Annotated in this window: 19 protein-coding genes; 2 read left to right on the forward strand and 17 right to left on the reverse strand. The window is 55.3% G+C overall.

What is annotated here, in order from left to right:
• Positions 1-7: 7 nt before the first annotated feature.
• The 7 genes from RAC89_RS07845 to RAC89_RS07875 form a co-directional block, all read right to left on the reverse strand.
• Positions 8-1,729: a hypothetical protein gene (locus tag RAC89_RS07845; protein WP_306612853.1), complete on the reverse strand. Its 1,722-nt coding sequence runs from the start codon at positions 1,727-1,729 to the stop codon at positions 8-10.
• Positions 1,730-1,750: 21 nt separating this feature from the next.
• Positions 1,751-3,070 (reverse strand): efflux RND transporter periplasmic adaptor subunit, encoded by a 1,320-nt coding sequence (locus RAC89_RS07850; protein WP_306612855.1) that lies wholly within the window; start codon positions 3,068-3,070, stop codon positions 1,751-1,753.
• Between the two features lie 29 nt (positions 3,071-3,099).
• Positions 3,100-4,476: a UDP-glucose dehydrogenase family protein gene (locus RAC89_RS07855; protein ID WP_306612856.1), complete on the reverse strand. Its 1,377-nt coding sequence runs from the start codon at positions 4,474-4,476 to the stop codon at positions 3,100-3,102.
• Between the two features lie 29 nt (positions 4,477-4,505).
• Positions 4,506-5,201 carry a sugar transferase gene (locus RAC89_RS07860; RefSeq protein WP_306612858.1) on the reverse strand — a complete coding sequence of 232 codons (696 nt, stop codon included), beginning with the start codon at positions 5,199-5,201 and terminating at the stop codon, positions 4,506-4,508.
• A gap of 14 nt (positions 5,202-5,215) precedes the next feature.
• A complete protein-coding gene (gene galU, locus RAC89_RS07865; protein ID WP_306612860.1) occupies positions 5,216-6,106 on the reverse strand; it encodes a UTP--glucose-1-phosphate uridylyltransferase GalU in 891 nt (296 codons plus the stop codon).
• 269 nt (positions 6,107-6,375) lie between these two features.
• A complete protein-coding gene (locus tag RAC89_RS07870) occupies positions 6,376-7,044 on the reverse strand; it encodes a CpsD/CapB family tyrosine-protein kinase (protein WP_306612862.1) in 669 nt (222 codons plus the stop codon).
• On the reverse strand, positions 7,028-7,774 hold the full coding sequence (locus RAC89_RS07875; RefSeq protein WP_306612864.1) for a YveK family protein: 747 nt from the start codon (positions 7,772-7,774) through the stop codon (positions 7,028-7,030). The genes RAC89_RS07870 and RAC89_RS07875 overlap by 17 nt, the downstream gene beginning before the upstream one ends.
• 452 nt (positions 7,775-8,226) lie before the next feature.
• On the opposite strand from RAC89_RS07875, the gene RAC89_RS07880 reads away from it, so the two are divergent.
• Positions 8,227-9,795, forward strand: a complete 1,569-nt coding sequence (locus tag RAC89_RS07880; protein ID WP_306612866.1) for a methyl-accepting chemotaxis protein — start codon at positions 8,227-8,229, stop codon at positions 9,793-9,795.
• Between the two features lie 62 nt (positions 9,796-9,857).
• Here RAC89_RS07880 and RAC89_RS07885 read toward each other — a convergent pair whose 3' ends face one another.
• The 9 genes from RAC89_RS07885 to RAC89_RS07925 form a co-directional block, all read right to left on the reverse strand.
• On the reverse strand, positions 9,858-10,919 hold the full coding sequence (locus RAC89_RS07885) for an LLM class flavin-dependent oxidoreductase (protein WP_306612868.1): 1,062 nt from the start codon (positions 10,917-10,919) through the stop codon (positions 9,858-9,860).
• Between the two features lie 45 nt (positions 10,920-10,964).
• The gene (locus RAC89_RS07890) at positions 10,965-11,684 is read right to left on the reverse strand and encodes a 3-ketoacyl-ACP reductase (RefSeq protein WP_306612869.1); all 720 of its coding nucleotides are present in this window, start codon (positions 11,682-11,684) and stop codon (positions 10,965-10,967) included.
• A 111-nt stretch (positions 11,685-11,795) separates the two neighbouring features.
• The gene (locus RAC89_RS07895; protein ID WP_306612870.1) at positions 11,796-13,610 is read right to left on the reverse strand and encodes an ABC transporter ATP-binding protein; all 1,815 of its coding nucleotides are present in this window, start codon (positions 13,608-13,610) and stop codon (positions 11,796-11,798) included.
• A complete protein-coding gene (locus tag RAC89_RS07900) occupies positions 13,604-14,119 on the reverse strand; it encodes a signal peptidase I (RefSeq protein ID WP_306612871.1) in 516 nt (171 codons plus the stop codon). Before RAC89_RS07900 ends, RAC89_RS07895 begins: the two co-directional genes overlap by 7 nt.
• On the reverse strand, positions 14,064-14,342 hold the full coding sequence (locus RAC89_RS07905) for a PqqD family protein (protein WP_306612873.1): 279 nt from the start codon (positions 14,340-14,342) through the stop codon (positions 14,064-14,066). The genes RAC89_RS07900 and RAC89_RS07905 overlap by 56 nt, the downstream gene beginning before the upstream one ends.
• Positions 14,339-15,130, reverse strand: a complete 792-nt coding sequence (locus RAC89_RS07910; protein WP_306612874.1) for a hypothetical protein — start codon at positions 15,128-15,130, stop codon at positions 14,339-14,341. The genes RAC89_RS07905 and RAC89_RS07910 overlap by 4 nt, the downstream gene beginning before the upstream one ends.
• A 20-nt stretch (positions 15,131-15,150) precedes the next feature.
• Positions 15,151-16,110 carry a nucleotidyltransferase family protein gene (locus RAC89_RS07915; RefSeq protein ID WP_306612875.1) on the reverse strand — a complete coding sequence of 320 codons (960 nt, stop codon included), beginning with the start codon at positions 16,108-16,110 and terminating at the stop codon, positions 15,151-15,153.
• Positions 16,111-16,197: 87 nt separating this feature from the next.
• Positions 16,198-16,356, reverse strand: coding sequence for a hypothetical protein (locus RAC89_RS07920; protein WP_284641786.1), 159 nt, complete (start codon positions 16,354-16,356; stop codon positions 16,198-16,200).
• 57 nt (positions 16,357-16,413) lie between these two features.
• Positions 16,414-16,860, reverse strand: coding sequence for a hypothetical protein (locus RAC89_RS07925; RefSeq protein WP_306612877.1), 447 nt, complete (start codon positions 16,858-16,860; stop codon positions 16,414-16,416).
• 137 nt (positions 16,861-16,997) lie between these two features.
• Between RAC89_RS07925 and RAC89_RS07930 the strand changes: the two genes are divergently transcribed.
• Entirely contained in the window at positions 16,998-17,375 is a 378-nt protein-coding gene (locus tag RAC89_RS07930) for a helix-turn-helix domain-containing protein (RefSeq protein ID WP_306612878.1), read from the forward strand.
• 34 nt (positions 17,376-17,409) lie between these two features.
• Here RAC89_RS07930 and RAC89_RS07935 read toward each other — a convergent pair whose 3' ends face one another.
• Entirely contained in the window at positions 17,410-17,628 is a 219-nt protein-coding gene (locus RAC89_RS07935; RefSeq protein ID WP_284641790.1) for a helix-turn-helix transcriptional regulator, read from the reverse strand.
• Positions 17,629-17,819: the final 191 nt, after the last annotated feature.

A 17,819-nucleotide genomic window follows, 5' to 3' on the forward strand; every position in this document is an offset into this window, starting at 1 on the left:
CAACCACCTATTGCTTCATCTTCTTCACAAGCCGCTTCGCTTCGCCGAAAGGAGTCTCCATCGTTTCATAGATGTAGACCGAGAGCGGATATTCCAGCTGCTGTGAGCGGGAATCGTCGAAATCGATATTTTGCCAGCCGCTGACGAGTCGGTTCGCCCCTGTGAACGGCACGACCTTCGAGGACAGCATCCGGCCCAGCTGATCGACAATCTCCACTCGCATTTTGGAAAAGTTGGAGTCCACCACGATATTGCCTTCCCGCGTGATGTCCAGATTGAGCCGCAGCTTATAGGAGTATCCCGAGCCCAAGGCATATTGCGCGTTGATGGTCCAATCGTCCACCTTCACCCGGAACGGATACATGCTGAAGGCCGCCTCCTCCGAGCTGCCCTTCACCGCTTTGGCCGGAACCGCTGCAATCGGAATGCCGTACGGCGCAGCCGTTTGACTATCCAAAATCTTCAAAGTCAGCTTATCGCCCTTCTCCGAATCCGGCACATTATAGGAATAGCTGACGAGATAGCTTAATTTGGGAGCCAGCGTCTCCACAGCCGTCTTCTGTCTGGCTCCCGAGTAGCTGAAGCCGTCGCTGCTTATCAGCTCCGTTGCGAACGACGGCACCGGCACCGGCTGGTCGCTCAAATTGTCGAGGCGGAACTTGGCGATGGCCGTCTGGTAGCCCGCTCCTTCCGCTTCATGCAGATGCAGCTCCACCAGCGATACTTGGACATCCGAACGTACCAGCTTATTCAGCGGATCGAATCCGATCGGCTTCCCAAGCTCGTAAGCTGCCGCAGGCGCAGCGGTTCCCCCCGATGCGCTCGCCAGCTCCGGCCGCCCGATGCGGAGCCTGCCGATGCTGTAGACCGTTTTCACCAGATCCGTATGCACGAAGCTCTCGGGAGTCAACACGGTAAAGCCCTGAAAGGAAATCTTCTGTTCACTGACAATGGCGTAATGGATATACCGTCTCTCCCCCGGCTCCAGCACGATCGGGTCCTGCTCGACCCGCTTGCCTGGATACACCTTCTGCTCTGTGCGGCCGTCCACGCGAAAATCCGGCACCGTCTCCCGCAGCTCCCCTTTGTTCTCCACAAGCAGCACCACCACGGTCGCAGGTCCTTGAGGGGTGCTCTGGCGTACCGTGCTGACGGGCGTATATTCCAAGCTCGGGGAGAGCACCGACAAGGCAAAGGGCGCTCCCCAAGAGTTCACAGGCAGCGCTGTGCCCGAACCGTCGCCCTTCCACTCCACGGAAACTACCGGGATGGTCGCGATCGTCGTTTCCTTCCGCGGATATTCGTTATCATCCGCGCTGATCCATGACAGCTCCGAGATCGAGAACTCATCCTGACGGTCGACCGTAACGAGATAGCTCAGCTCGACCCTTTCCTTCGGCTGAATCGCCTTCGCATTCGCTGCGCTCGGATTCAGCGTATACTTTACGCCATCCGCGGTGCTGAGTCTGACCTCATAATCGGGCACCCGCACCACGCTCGTTCCCTGGTTCGTCAGCCGGACAACGGCCCCCAGGCGGGTTCCGCCCGCTTCCCGTTCATTCAGCACGCTTTTGACTTCAGCCGTAATGGCATGGGTCAGCATGTAGGTCGATGCCGCTGCGGAGCTCGCAGGCAGGTTCTCCGCAATCGTAGCCGCGGGCGATTCCAGCATAAGCAGTGCGGCTGCGACAGCGGCAGCCCCCAGTCTCCTTCTCCAGCTTCTGTTCACTTGCGTACCTCCGTTGCTTTCTTATTTGCCGCTGACTTGGCCAGCATTCGTCTTCGTTACCTTCTCGCCCGGCTTCAGCTCACTGAGCCCTGAAACGATCAGTTCCTCACCCTCCTGCACTCCGGAGAGCACCTCCTGCAGCGGCTCGTTCAACCGTCCGAGCTCTACCCGCCGCTTCTCCGCCGTATCGCCTTTAAGCACGTATATGTAGGCGTTGTCGCCCTCTTTCAGGACGGCATGCGTCGGTACCGCCAGCACGATCTGCTCCGCCTCCTCCGTCAGCTCGACCCGCACCCGCATCCCCGGCTTCAGCTGCATATCTTTATTCGGCACGGACAGATTCAGCTCGTAGGCCTTCGTCTGCGGGTCAATCACACTGGCCAGGTAGCTTACCTCGGCCTTCGTCCGCTGAGGCGTTTCGGGAATATAATAAGTGAGCTCCTTCTTGCTGCGGACAAACTTCGCCGCATCCACCGATAAATTCACTTTGATCTTAATCGGATCGAGCTTCTCAATCAGTCCGATCTGGGCACCGCCGGCGACCGTCATGCCGAGCTCGATCGGCATCTCCGTTAAGACACCGCTCGCCGGTGCCTTCACTTCCAGCTGCTGCAGGGCCTGCTCCGCTTGCTGCAGCGTCATCTCCGCCTGATTCTGCTCCACCGTAGATACCGGCGGCGCGCCGAATGCGCTTGACGTCCGCTGCTGCTCCTTGAGCAGCCCCAGCTCCAGCTCTCCGCTTTGCAGCGCCTTCTCCGCCTGATCCAGCTGAGCCTTCGTCGCTTGGCCGCGATCGTATTCATTGCGCGTTTTATTGTAGCCTTTGCGCAGGTCGGTGAGGCTCTGCTCCAGACGAGTGATACTCTTGCGCAGCTCCGACTTCTGATCCTCCTGCTCCTTACGAGCCTTCTCCTGCTCGCTTCGGGCCTTGGCCAGATTGTCCTGCGCCGCCTGCAGCGCAAGCGCCGCCCGGTCTCTCGCAAGCTTCAGGTCGGGGGAGGAGAGCCGCAGAATCACATCTCCCTCCTGCACCGCATCGCCTCGCTTCTTGACGATCTGCTCCACATCGCCGCCGACCTTGGCTAGAGCTCCAATCTGAACGGAGGATAACACCTCGCCGTTTTGCTCGACCGGATCACCGATTTTCTGTTTCGTGACCTTCTCCGTCCGGACTGTCTTCACTTGCTGCTCCTGTGCGGAGCCCGTAGAATTAGCAATCAGCGCATCCACCCCGGAGCAGGAGGCTGTGAACAACGTGCTGAGGGCAATCACACCGATCGCCATCGACCTGCGCCGAATGGGAAGAAGAAGACTGTGCCGTTTCCTTCGTTTTCGTCTCATCGTCTGGCTCCTCTGATTATCATTTGCTCTTACACCAGCTCATGCTGCCAGCGGCGAACGGCCTGCTCGCCGAGCCCGATGCCCCGGTAATCCAGCAGCTGCCTCTCTTCCTCGGCGAGCGCGTTACGTCCATCGATAAGCAAGGGATTCTTCATGGCCGACAGGAGAAAGGCCGCCTTCAGCTTCGCGTAAACAGGCCATTCGGTAACCAGCAAGGCTCCCTCCGCTTGATAGAGCGCTTCGTACAGATCCTCGTGCAGCTGAACCTCCATAGGCAGCGCCTGCCTCGCCTTCTCGACGGCGATCGGATCGTGCGCATGCACCTCGGCGCCCAGCTCCAGGAGCCGGGCAATGATCGGCAGGCTCGGCGCCTCGCGAAGATCGTCCGTTCCCGGCTTGAAGGTTAGCCCTAGAACCGTAATTTTTCTTCCCCTCAGGTCGTTCAGCTCTTCCTGGAGCTTGTGCAGCATGCGGAATTTTTGCTCATTATTCACTTCGATGACCGACGACAGCAGCTTGAAATCATAACCGCTCGTGCCGGCGATATATTGCAATGCTTGGGTGTCCTTAGGGAAGCAGCTTCCGCCGTACCCGATCCCCGCTTGGAGGAAGGCTGCGCCGATGCGCGGGTCCGTTCCGATAATGTCGGCCACGTGCTCCACGCTGGCGCCCACACCGTCGCATACGTTGGCGATTTCATTAATGAAGCTTACCTTCATGGCCAGAAAAGCGTTCGCCGCATACTTGGCCAGCTCCGCGCTCCGCCGGTCGACGGTCAAGAACGCGACGCCGGCGAAGCTTTGCGGGCGAGGAGCTCCCTTAGGTGCAAGGAAGCTCTGGTCCAGGATCGGAAAGTACAGCTGTCTCAGGGTACGTACCCCGTGCTCATCCCCGCCAACCACAATACGGTCGGGGTACAGCGTATCCTTCACGGCGCGGCCCTGGCGCAAAAATTCAGGATTCGAGACGACGGTGACCCGCCCCTCCAAACCGGCGCTGCGGATTTGCTCCTGCATCTGATCGCCGGTGCCGACCGGGACCGTACTCTTATTCACCAACACCGTTGGCGTTTCTTTCTCAGTTATGAAACGAATTGTATCATCGAGTGCACAAAACAAGTAGCTGAGGTTCGGCGACCCGTCTTCGTTCGCAGGCGTTCCAACAGCAAAGAAGATGACGTCCGCTTCACGAACGGCTTCTTCATAAGAGGTGGTGAAGGCCATGTTCTCCCGGGCGGCTGTGAGCAGCTGATCCAAGAGCGGTTCATGAATCGGCAGGCTGCCTCCTTGCAGACGATTGATTTTATTCTCATCGACATCCACACAAGTCACCTCATGGCCAAGAAAGCCTAGTGTAATCCCTGTTGTAAGGCCGACATATCCTGTTCCAATCACAGTAACCTTCATAGCGATCTCCTAACCTTTAGAATAATGGACTAATACGAGTTTTTCGGAAAAAAGATGATCCACACCGTCTTCAGAATGAGCTTTAGATCCAGCCATAAACTGCGGTCCTTAATGTAGGTCAAATCGAGCTCCACCATCTGCTCGAAGCTGAGGCCGTTCCTTCCGCTGACCTGCCACAGGCCGGTGCAGCCGGGGGTTACCGTCAGGCGCTGTTTATCATACGCGCTGTACTGCTCGACCTCTCTCGGAAGCGGCGGTCTCGGGCCCACCAGGCTCATATCGTTCCTGAGCACATTCCACAGCTGCGGCAGCTCATCGAGACTCGTTCTTCGAATGAATTTGCCCGTTCGGGTAATCCGGGGATCGTCCTTCATTTTAAACATGGCGCCGTGAATCTCATTTTGCTCCAGCAGCTGCTTGAGCAGCTCCTCCGAGCCCGAAATCATCGAGCGGAACTTATACATGTAGAACGGCTTGCCGTCCTTGCCGACGCGAATTTGCTTAAACAAGACGGCCCCCTTGGGATCCTCCCATTTAATAACAATCGCAATGATCAGGAAGATCGGCGAACAAAAAAAGATACCCGCAGCCGCGCCGAGGATATCCAAGCATCGCTTGACGAATAAATACGCTCGCTGCTGCTGCTCCGCTCTTTGCCGCGCCCGGGCATCCGCATAGTAACGTCCGGTGATCAGCGGTTTGCCTTCATTCGAATAGCCTTCCATCGTACGTACTCCTTCTAACCGATTACGCGAGGCATCCTTTGGTCTTCCAGCAGTTTCTCCACAGCGTACAGCAGCGGCGTACGAAGCTCGTCATTGCGGATGGCAAAGTCCAGCGTCGTCAGGATGAAGCCCAGCTTCTCCCCCACATCGTAGCGCACGCCCTGGAAGTGATAAGCGTAAACGCTCTGAATCTGATTCAGCCTCTGAATGGCATCCGTCAGCTGAATTTCGCCGCCGGCTCCCTGCTCCTGCAGCTCCAGGAACTGGTATATCTCAGGCGTTAATATGTATCGTCCCATAATGGCAAGGTTCGACGGGGCCTGCCCCGCAGGCGGCTTCTCGACAAAATTGCGCACCTGATACAGCTTGCCTTCCTTCGCTACGGGATCGATGATGCCGTACCGGTTCGTTTCGTTGTCCGCAACCGGCTTCACCCCGATCACTGAAGCGCCGGTCTGCTCGTACTGCATCATCAGCTGCTTCAAGCAGGGCACTTCCGCCTGCACGATGTCATCTCCCAGCAGCACTGCGAACGGTTCATCTCCGATGAAGCGTCTTGCGCACCATACGGCGTGACCGAGGCCTTTGGGCTCCTTCTGGCGGATGTAGTGAATCTCGACCTTGGAGGAACGTCGTACCTCCTCCAGCAGCTTCAGCTTCCCCTTCTCCGCAAGGTTGGTTTCCAGCTCGAACGCGTGGTCAAAGTGGTCCTCGATGGCCCGTTTGCCCTTCCCTGTAACGATAATAATGTCCTCAATCCCCGACTCTACCGCTTCTTCTACGATGTATTGAATGGTCGGCTTGTCGATAATCGGCAGCATTTCCTTTGGCATTGCTTTCGTAGCCGGCAGGAATCTGGTTCCGAGACCCGCTGCGGGAATGATTGCTTTTCTCACCTTTTTCATTGGCACGTTCCCTCCAAATCATAAATAAAAACACTAATTATACTGTCTTGTCTCATAGAAAACAGTATAACTAGAGCTTTTAAGAAAATTAGAAATGGGGCATCGAACCCCCCCTCACGCCACACCCTCGACAATGAATGTCTAAGGTCTTGAAAGCCCACAGCATGGCCGAGTGCCTACAGTGATACAGGTGCAGTAGACATTACCTACCGGGGGGCTGCGTTCGGCAGGCCTACCGGGATATATGGAGTCACGAAACTTCAAGAGCCTTAAGGGTAGTGAATGGCCTCCGTCTCTTTCTCGTTGATCTTGTTAAGCACAACGCCGAGCACGTTCGCCTTCACCTGCGTCAATTCGTCCTTCACGCGCTTCGCGATCGCCCGCTTCACCTTGCCGTATTCCATCACAAGCAGCGTACCGTCGCACTTGGAGGCTACAATCTTCGCGTCCATCAGAGTAAAGGCCGGCGGCGTATCGATCAGAATGATTTCGTAGCTTTGCTTCCACTCGGCAAGCAGTGTCTCCAGCCTCTGGGAGGCAAGCAGCTCGGATGGGGACGGAGGAAGCGGTCCGGAAGTAACCACCGTCAAATTGTCAATGTGCGTCTCCACAGCAACCTCGTTCATCTCGTGCTTTCGTGTCACCAGATTCGTTAATCCGACACTGTTGTCTGTATAAAAGGCATGGTGGATCGACGGCTTGCGCAAATCGGCGTCCACGAGCAGCACCTTTTTCCCTGCCTTGGCATAGGCTATGGCCAGATTCAGCGCCGTTGTGGTCTTTCCCTCATCCCGGATGGCTGAAGTAATGGCTATCGTTTGAATTTCCCGGTCGATGGCGGAGAATTCAAGATTGATTCGTAAGGTTCGATACGCCTCGGAGGCGGGAGATTCCGGCTGGGACAGCATCACAATCGTCGTTTTAGTGCTTGGCGGCATAGCTGGGTTCACTCACCTTTTTTCGGGATGGTTGTTTCTTGGGTTGGAACTCCTTCTTGGAAGCCGGGATCGCGGAGAGGGTCGTCAGCCCGAGCACCGCTTGAATATCGTCCTCGGATTTGATCGTATCGTCCAAAAACTCAAGCAGGAAGATCAAGCCTATGGCGAACATCAATGAAACGGCAAAGCTGATGATGATGTATTGGGTTCTTTTGTAATCGACCGGCAGAGGCTTATCGGTGATCTTAGCCAGGGTGAGCACCGCGACGTTGTCGACCTTCATGATTTTGGGAATTTCGGACTTGAACACCTCAGAGACGGCATTGACAATCTTGGCGGCCCGTTCGTAAGAGTAGTCTGCGGCGGAGAGCGTCATCACCTGTGTGTTGTTCAATGCGGAAACGTTGATGATGCGGCTGAGCTGGTCTGAGGAAAGCTGAAGATCCGGATAGCGCTGGACGACCTTATCGGTGATTGCCGGGGTTTTGATGATTTCCTTGTACGTTTCGATGAGGCGGATGTTCACGGCGATGGCCCCGAAATCCATCTGTTCCTTGCCGAGCTGCTCCTGCTCGATGGTCTTGTTCACGATCAGCTTCGTATGAGCCATGTACACCGGCTTGTAGTAGAGAAAGCTATAGAGCGCTGTCGTTACGGTAGAGACGATGACGCAGAGCAGGATGAACCATAGTCGCTTCTTGATGATGCGTAGGTACTCTTTCAGTTCCATGATTACCCTCCAGTCACTCCCTGATACATTGTGTATCATGCGGTACATACCTTATCTTAGGATACAAAGTGTATCTTGTCAACGGGTATTCCTTAAATTTGTCGTATCATAGACACGTTCTGTATCATAATTCACAAAACCATGAATCGTATTTCTGATGCTAACGGCAAATGCGACAAAAGCGGCTCATGAGAAATTACATATATCCTCCTTAAGCTTTTCATAGTATAATAGTACCAATTCGTCATTATGCGACATATTTCAACAATTCCTCGCCGAGGGCAAGCTTGCCGAGTCATGGATACAAAGCCGAGTGTTTACAACGCTGAAAGCGTCATCAGAAGCAGGCTGCCGAATGTTATTGGCTATTGGGATCGTGTCGAATGATGACTTTGCTGTCGTGTCATGAAGCTATTTGTACAGTCCGTATAACACAGGAGGCGGAAAGAAGAATGAAAATCTCAAAGTGGCTTAAAATTGTAGGCGTTATCTTTAGTTTTCTGGCTGTCTTATCCATCGGATCTGCTTTTATGCTTCGGACAAATTATATTCTGGTGCTGGAAGCCGTACAGAGACAAGCCGAGTTCAAGCAGTTGGGTTTCGATCTCGCCAATGCGTCCGATTACTTAACGAATGAAGCCCGAGCCTACGTTCAGTTCGGCGATAAGAAGCACTATGACAACTATTGGAAAGAAGTGAACGATACCAAAACGCGGGACAAGGTCGTATCCCGATTGAAGGAGCTGAATGCTCCTCAAGAGGAGCTTGATTTGATCGATAAAGCCAAGAAAAACTCGGATGCGCTGGTGAAAACCGAGGAAGCCGCAATGAAAGCGGTACAGGAAGGTAACTTTACGCTTGCCAGGACGCTGATGTTTGACGATAAATACGAGTCCAATAAAAAGGTCATCGCGGAACCCGTCACGGAGTTTCAAAAGAAGATGAACACACGTGCCAAGACGGAGGCTGACGCACGGCAAGCCGAAATGTACAAATTCCTTTATATTACTATCGTGCTGATCGCCCTTGTCACCGTTACCATGATTGCCGTTCTCATTCTCCTTAACAGAAAGCTCAGACCTCTTAAGCTGGTGAACGAAAAACTGCGGGAGCTCTCCAGCAACGAAGGTGATCTTCGGAGCCGGCTGCCGGTAACGTCCAAGGATGAAATCGGCGAGCTGGCCGTTTCTTTCAACACCATGCTCGATAACTATCAGGTTTTCATTCGCAGTATAGCCGACTCCGCCCAGCTGGTTGCCGCCGCGTCGCAGCAAATCTCGGCAGCAACGCAAGAGGTGGCTGGCGGAAGCCAAGAACAGGCCAGGTCATCGTCCCAAATTAATGATCTGCTTAAGGAGCTGACGATAGGAATGGAAACCGTTTCCTCCAGCGCCGACTCCGCAGCCGAGCTATCCACCCGAACAGTGAAGGTGGCCACCGAGGGCGGCGAGGTGATGAAGCAATCTGTCAGCGGTATGGAGCGGTTAAAGGATCAGGTGGAGGTATTGGTGTCGGATTCCGATAAAGTGGGCCAAATTATCGAGGTTATCGACGACATTGCCAGTCAGACGAATCTGCTTGCCTTGAATGCGGCGATTGAAGCGGCACGGGCAGGCGATCAGGGACGAGGCTTCGCCGTCGTGGCGGACGAGGTGCGCAAGCTTGCCGAGCGGAGCGGAGCGGCGACTCGAGAAATTACCGCTATCATAAGATCCATGCAGGAGAAAATGCGATTAAGCGCTCAAGCGGCGCAGGAATCGGAGGCGTATTCACGGCAAAGCGGGGAAGCGTTCGAGATGATTCATCGTTTGATCCGGGAAACCTCCGGAACGATAGCCGAAATCGCCGCTGCAACGGAGGAGCAGTACGCCCAATCCAATCAGGCGCTGCATTACGTAGGGATCATCGCCTCCGGCAGCGAACAGACAGCCGCTGCAACGGAGGAAACAGCCGCCTCCTCGCAAAATTTGGCCGTCCTTGCCGAAGAGCTGAACCATTCCGTTTCGGCCTTCAAGGTTTAAGCTCTCTATGCAATAACGCCTCCTGCTTGGGGATGTAGCCCTCTAAGCAAGAGGCGTTTCTTTTACTTCGCCGCTACGTTCTCCGCTTCCCACCGGGCCACTTCCTCCCGGACGCGCGGCGCTACCTCCGTGCCCAGCAGCTCGATGGCTCGCATGACGTCCTCATGGGGCATCGTACCTAACGGAACATGCAGCAGGAAGCGCGTGATGCCGACCTCCTTGCGAAGATAAATGATTTTGCGCGCCACCGTCTCGGGGTTGCCAACATACAGTGCCCCTTCCAAGCTGCGCGCGGCATCGAATTGGGCACGGTCATAGTGCCCCCAGCCCCGCTCCCTGCCGATCACATTCATACTGGCCTGCGTGGAAGGGAAAAACTTGTCGGCCGCGGCCTCCGTATCCTCCCCGACAAAGCCGTGCGAGTGGGAAGCGACCGGCAGCTTCGAAGCATCATGTCCTGCATGGGCGGCCGCTTTCTTATAAAGCTGCACCAGAGGGGCAAACTGCCTCGGACTGCCGCCGATGATCGCGAGCACGAGCGGCAGTCCCAGCAGCCCTGCGCGGATCACCGATTCGGTATTGCCTCCGCTGCCGACCCACACCGGAAGCGGATTTTGCACCGGACGCGGATAAACGCCAAGCTCCTGAAATGCCGGCCGATGTCCGCCCTTCCATGTCACCTTCTCCGACTCCCGCAGCTTCAGCAGCAGCTCCAGCTTCTCCTCGAAGAGCTCGTCGTAATCGTTCAGATCGTAGCCAAACAGCGGAAAGGACTCAATAAAGGAACCCCGGCCGGCCATAATCTCAGCGCGTCCGTTCGAGATCCCGTCCAGGGTGGCGAAATCCTGAAACACACGGACCGGGTCTGCGGAGGACAGCACCGTCACCGCGCTGGTCAGGCGGATGCGCTCTGTCTGCGAGGCCGCTGCCGCCAGTACGACAGCCGGAGAGGATGCCGCATAGTCCTTGCGATGATGCTCCCCTACGCCGTATACATCCAGTCCTACCCGATCCGCCAGCACGATTTCCTCAACCACCTCGCGCAGCCGCTGCGCATGACTTATCACTTCCCCTGTCCGCTCGTCCGGCGTCGTCTCAACGAACGTGCTTATTCCGATCTCCATCGATTGTTCCTCCCCTGTATTCAGTTCCTTGCCCCTATGGTAGCATTATTGAGGGTTTGTTGTCCAAATGCCCGCCGCCTTGACAAATACCCGCTGCGGGAGCTTCAGGGTGGCCAAAATGAGCTCCGCCACATCCTCCGGCTGCATCATGCGATCCTCATCGCCGATCTTTAAGCCGGCTTGAGCGGCAAGGTTCGTATTCACGGTGCTGGGCGTAAGCGCCGTAACGCGGATATTGGATTTTCTCACTTCATGCAGTAAGGCTTCCGTGAACCCGATCACTCCGAACTTCGATGCACAGTAAGCGGAGCCGGTTGCAAATCCGCGCTCACCGGCAGTGGAGGCAACGTTGAGAATGCTTCCCTCGTTTTGCTTGAGCATGATCGGCAGTGCTGCCCGGGTTACATAATACGTCCCCATCAAGTTCGTCTGAACGATGCGTTCCCACTCGGCAGGCTCCATATCCAGTACAGTGCCGAAGGTTGCGACCCCGGCATTATTGATCAAAATGTTTATCGCTCCAAGCTTGTCCGCAAGCTCGGCGACTGCCTGCTCCGCCGAATCCCGCTTGGAAACATCCGCTGCGGCATGGTACACCTTGACTCCGTACGTGCTTGCCAATGAACTCTGAAGAGCCTCCAGATCCGAGGTGCTTCTGGCCATTAAGCCCAGATGGACGCCCTCCTTCGCCAGCGCTGCAGCAGTCGCCGCTCCGATTCCCTTACCTGCTCCCGTTATGATAGCCGTTTGATTTTGCAGTTTCATCCCACAATTCTCCTTACTTCCCTAAATTTGAACAACGCTTTGATTGTTCCCCATTTTCATCGGGTACAATCAAAACAGGGCTATAGGAAGCCAAGCTTCCCGTAGCCCTGTTTATCCCGCGGCTGTCGCGGCCTCCGCTTCGCCTTCCCGCTGCTCATGCTGCAGCCGGTGCAGCCGTGCATATAAGCCCCCCGCGGCCAGCAGCTCGCTGTGGGTGCCCTGCTCGGCGATGCGCCCCTGATCCATCACGACGATGAGATCGGCGTTCTGGATCGTCGACAGCCGATGGGCAATGACCATCGTCGTCCGTCCCCGCATCAGCCTCTCCAGCGCCTCTTGAACGGCATGCTCCGTCTCGCTGTCGAGAGCCGAGGTCGCCTCGTCGAGCAGCAGGATAGGCGCATTCTTCAAGATGGCCCGCGCGATCGCAAGACGCTGCTTCTGTCCGCCGGACAGCTTCACTCCGCGCTCTCCGATCTCGGTGTCGTAGCCCTGCGGCAGCGTGAGAATAAACTCATGCAGGTTGGCATCCTTGGCCGCCTGCACAAGCTCCTCTCCGGTCGCCTCCCTCCGGCCCATGAGCAGGTTATCCCGCAGCGTCCCGGAGAACAAGCTCGTCTCTTGGGGCACATAGGCCATATAGCCCCGGAGCTCGGGCCGTGCGCCGAAATCGAGCGCCACGCCGTCGAGCAGGATCTCACCTTGCGTCGGCCGATAAAAGCCCTGCACCAGGCTGAACAGCGTACTTTTGCCCGCGCCGCTCGGACCTACTACGGCCACAACCGAGCCCGCGGGCACGAGCAGCTGCAGCCCCTCCACCGCCGCTTCCTTGCCGGCCTCGTAACGAAAGGTCACCTGCCGCAGCTCCAAGCCCCAGCGAAGAGCAGGCGTGTCCGCTTTCCCCAACGGCCAACGCTTCATCTCCGCCGGCTCCTCGAGCACCCGTTGAATCCGCTCCACCGCGGCAATCGAACGCTGGAAGCCTCCCCACAGTCCTGCAAGACCGCTTAAAGGCGAGATCAGGTACTGCATCAGGCTAACGAACGCGAGCAGCGAACCGACGGTCATGTTACCTTGCGCCACGAAGTATGCCCCGAGCCCCATGCTGAACAAATAAGCAAGTGACCCTGCCGCACCCGAGCCGACACTGAACCAGCCGCGGAGCAGGGCAAGCCTCGATTCCATGCGCAGCAGCTCCCGGTTTTGCTCCATATAGCGGGAGTGAAACATATTCTCCAGCATATAGGAACGAAAGACGGTATGGCCTGAGAAGACATCTCCGAGGAAGCTGTGCATACGGCCCACAAATTCATGCAGAGCCTTGCTGTGCTTTCTCAGAAGCTTGCCCAGCAGCGCCCCCGATCCCAGCGCCAGTGGAACCAGGAATAGGCAAAGAAAGGAAAGCTGCCAATTCACTTGAACCAGGTAGATGAAGGTAGCGGCCGCCATGAGAGGCAGGCGCAGCAGCCCCAGCAGATTGGAGCCGATCGCCCCGTCAATGCTGTCCACATCATGTGTCAGATGCGCAACAAGCTCTCCCGTATGGTGATTGCCATAGTAGCCGGCCGGCAGCCGCAGCATATGCTCGAATAAATCATTTTTCAGATCGGCCTTCACCTTCTGTACCGCCGTCGTGGACAAATAAATGTTACAAAACACTACCAGAGAGCTAACGAGCGTACCTCCCGCCCCCAAAAGCAAATAATGACCTACGCCGGCAAGATTTCCCTGCACCGCTGCGTCGGTCATATGCTGCAAGAACCATGTAAAAAAGAGTGTCGTCCCGATTCCTGCAAACAACAGGATTCCGAGACCGGCATACGCCTTCCAATAGCGCCCGACATAAATGAGAAGCAGTCGCATGGGCTTTCGAAGCTCCCCCAGCTCGAGCAAGCCTTTCAGCCGTTGTTTGTATGATCTCAGCATATATAGGAGCCTGCCCTCCGGCCGCGCGTCTTGTTGTGGAGCCGCACGCTGTAATGAACGCACAAGGAAACGAAAGGAAGCCTCGAAACGAGCCAGCCCCACATTCGCATCGACAGTGCATCCGCCCGGATCAGCCTTTGTCCGGCGCGGACCGACACCATACGGCCGATCAGCTGCTCCTCAGGGACAGGGCGGTCCGATGTGCGGTTGGAATCGCCCTTGCATACATAATAAGCTTTGCCCTCTTTCACTAAGGTGCCGATCAGCCGATGCCCGACAAGCTCCCCGGTAACGCCGACGAAGAGCACAATATCGCCGACCTTCAGGGACCTTGCCTCGATGTCCGTAAAGCGGCATACATATCCTTCACGTATGGCAGGAGACATGCTGGTTCCGATCGAAGGAAGCTCGATATAGCCCCTCTCCCTTACAAGCTGCTTTAAGGCCTTCGCATTAATCTGCATGCTCAACCAAATCCATGCGGCGAAGCTCCTCGATAAAGCCTTCAATATCCCGCTCGGCCTCCTGCGCCGTAATGTCGTAGCTCTTCATAACCTCCTCTGTCAGCTCCTGAACTGTCCTGTGCTGCTGCAGCAGCTCCCAGCAAAGCCCGCCCACCTCATTCAACCGGGTCACGGTATATTTGGCGGTATGCAGAATGACCCATTCGCCGTCGACTTCAAGCGTCTCCGCCTGCGTATTGCGTTTATAACCTCTCGATACCTCAATCATGAAATTTCCTCCCAGAATGTATCGTTTTTTTGAAAAGACAGCTCGTAAACGGGTACTCTCTCTACCAGCGTTTTGCACATCGTCATGAGCTTCTTCGTTTCCTTCGGATCATGCGCCCAGTAGAACACCCTCTGCAGAAGCTTCAGGACGGCGTCCATCTTCGCCAGCGGGAACCTCTTGTTATAGCTCGCCTGATGCAGCAGATGTACCGCCTGCAGTCGATAAGGCTCCGTCAAGGAAGGCATATCGGTATCGCTGCGGAAAGGAGAATTGTAGACCAGCACGCCCTGAGCATCCAGCCTTATTATCGTCGCCTCATCGGAGAGAATCGGTCTCGGACGGGAAAGCCGCGCTACCGTAGACTTCCCTGCCCCCGAATGACCGGCGAACAAGTACGCTTCGTCCCCTTGCACAAGGCAGGAGGAATGAATGACAAGCCCCCACTCCCGTGAAGTGAGGAATGCACTATACAGGTTCAGCAGCGCATGCTTCAGGGCAAACTCATCGAACACCTCGATCAAAGCTTTATAGTACGTCGGATCCGCCTTAATCCGATAATCCTTGCGGACATACACAACGGTTTCGGGCCCGGATAAGATTTCGACCTCATAATCGACGAAAGGGACGCCATAGCCCTCTTCGATCATGACATACAGATCCGGTGTGCAGGGATCGCTTGCCTCCAGCAGCAGCGGCCTGAAATGCTTCATAATATACTGCGCCGCCATCTCCGATTCCGTGGAAAAGCCGATGACATGCTCGGCGATACATACCTTGAATAAGCTCATGTCCGGAAACCTTCCTTCTATTAATAGGCCTTGCGGATGGACCTGATCTGATGCTTGAGCGTATCGAAAAGAAAATGGCGAAAAAACAGCTTATATTGATAATACCCCTTCGTCTTGCGGCCAAGACGCCCACCTCGTACGGTGTCGTAGTCCCAGTGGGTGTCCAGCAGATCAAAAGGAAGCGGCTTGAAGGTCTGAAGGTGGGGGAACTGCTGGTATACAATGGAGAGTACGGCTTGGATGCGCTTCGAGGTTTTATCGACAGAGGTGAGCTCCATCAACCGGCCATAATCAATGTGCCGGCTGTGCGTATGAAGCATTTGGACGATATCGATCAAATAACGGACCGAATCCATTTGATGCCTCGCGCCATGAAGGCAGATGAAGTAAAAGGTGTGCAGAGGCGTGAGCTCTTTCACATGCCGATACCCATTCACCGCAGTTGCCGAGTGCCAAAAGGATTCGGGATCAAGGTCCGACCAGTCCCGCTTATCAAGTGTCCAGTGCAGCTCCACCATCATCCCGTCCTTATGCAGCCTGGCGTGATGATCCTTGATAATCTCGAAGTCATAGCCATGGACGACGAGACAAGCGATGGCTTCCTGAAGCCGCTCGGCACGAACCAGCAGATCCATATCGCTCGTGATTCTGGCGGCATAATGACCGAAATACCTTTCTGCGAACCGTACTCCTTTGAGCGGGATCACTTCCAGGCCATGCTTATCCAAAAGCTCCAAGGCTTCCGTTTCCTTATGCTTCATCACAAGATTCTGATACATTCCCTGCGTGTGCCTAGCTTTGAGCTTGGATAGAACCTCCTCCGGTAGCGGATCGAGACGATGCGTGGTCTGCAGCAGATGATACACCTGGGCATGAATGGCAAAGAGCTCCATATCGTGCATCGTCTGGGCACTTTCCCACCAAGAGCCGGGACAAGGCCGTTCCGTATCGTAGAGTGAGCGAAGTAAAGGAATCACCATAGAATCAACTGAACCCCCGTTTCTTGTTGGACAATGGGGGAGAGGCTGTCTGACAGCTCTCTCCCGTCATCTTGGCTCCGCAGCGAATTAACGCGGGAACCAGGTGTTGTCCGGACGAACGCAGATAGGAATCTGGCCGTTATAAATTTCTCCCGGCTGATTCGGATCGTTGCACGAGATCAGCGTTTCGAAGGCAATCCTTTCCTCGCTGAGAATAGCCGGCTTGGCGTACTGCTTCTTTTGCATGGGGAATGGCTTCCTTTCCTTTTGTGGTTTTTGATACGTTTTGTATCACAAAACAAATTATAGCTTTACCGCTACAGAAAGTCTAGCGGATGATGCAACTTTTTTGCACAAACCATAGGGACCGTACCACCGGTGCATGAGCTCCCCCATTCTCCCGTTCACCCATTGATACAGGCGGAGATGATCGTCCTCGGGCAGTGCGCACTTCAGCGCGTACTGCCGCAATTCGCCGCAAAGCTCCTTACTGTCCGTCAGCTCTCCCCTCACCTCAAGCAGCTCAGCATCCAGTTGAAGCTGTAGCGAATAGGTCACTCCGGCTAGACAAGGCAGTCTCAGACCGCTAAGAAAGCGGATTTGGCCGGAATGAAGCTCCAGTAGGCGGATGATGGATTCATTGGACCGGACCGTACGAGAATTCACTTCGATGATACGCAGACGGCACTCCAGAGAGGACAGCAGATGCTGCAGGCAGGCCGTCTTGTAGTGGAGCAGCCCCTCATTCAATCGGCATCCCCCTTGATATCCTGTTTTTCATTTCGCGTGGATACGATTTGTATAAAATAACACCATTTACAACAATTTATGTTACAATACGTATCGTGTCAAGCAGTTTTTTCTTGTATTCCGGAGGTGATCATGGGATGAAGCACTTGGGCAGCCGTATTTCCCTGCTGCGCGAGAAGTACGGTTTTACACAAGAGGACGTAGCCTCCCGGCTTGGAATATCCCGTTCCTCCCTTTCGCATTACGAAACGGACCGCAGAGAGCCTGATTACGATACGCTCAAGAAATTCGCCGATTTTTACCGCGTATCCGTCGATTATTTAATGGGGCGGCTGCCGGGAGAGCAGCAGCAGGTTGCCCAGCACGTCGGCAGCTTCGAGCGAAGCCTGGAGCTGTCGGATGAGCGGATTCTTCAGGAATTCACCCTTACCGTGGATGGGCGGGAATTGACCCGCGAGGAGGCCACCCGTTTTATCGCGATGATCCGCAAAGAGCGCCAAAGGAATCAGCGCTAGCCTTTTTCGACCCAAAGAGGCGCGCCGCGCGCCTCTATCCGATGGATTGCTGCTCCGTTCTTCCTTCGATCACATACTCCACACTGACGGCAAAATACTTTGCCAGCTTCATTAGCGTCTCATAGTCCGGCTGTCTCCGGTCGTTCTCGTAGTGAGACATCGCCGCCCGGGTGACTCCAAGAACCCGCGCCAGCTCGCCCTGCGTAATCTGTCGCTGCTCTCTAAGCTCCGATATTCTTTTTCCAAGCTTCATGCGACTTTATCTTTCCTTTCTTCAGCTGGTTTCTGCTGCCCGTCAAACGCTCCACCTGTAATCGCTTACGGCCTAGCTGTATTATACATCGTCTATGACCAAGATACAATTTGTATCAACAAAATAGTCATAAAGCCTGTCTGCGCCTTTGCAGATCAGGCTTTATGGCCTATGCCGGGTTCCGGTTCTTC

The organism is Paenibacillus sp. GD4, from assembly GCF_030846225.1.
In the GTDB taxonomy this organism is placed as follows: Bacteria; Bacillota; Bacilli; order Paenibacillales; family NBRC-103111; genus Paenibacillus_G; species Paenibacillus_G silviterrae.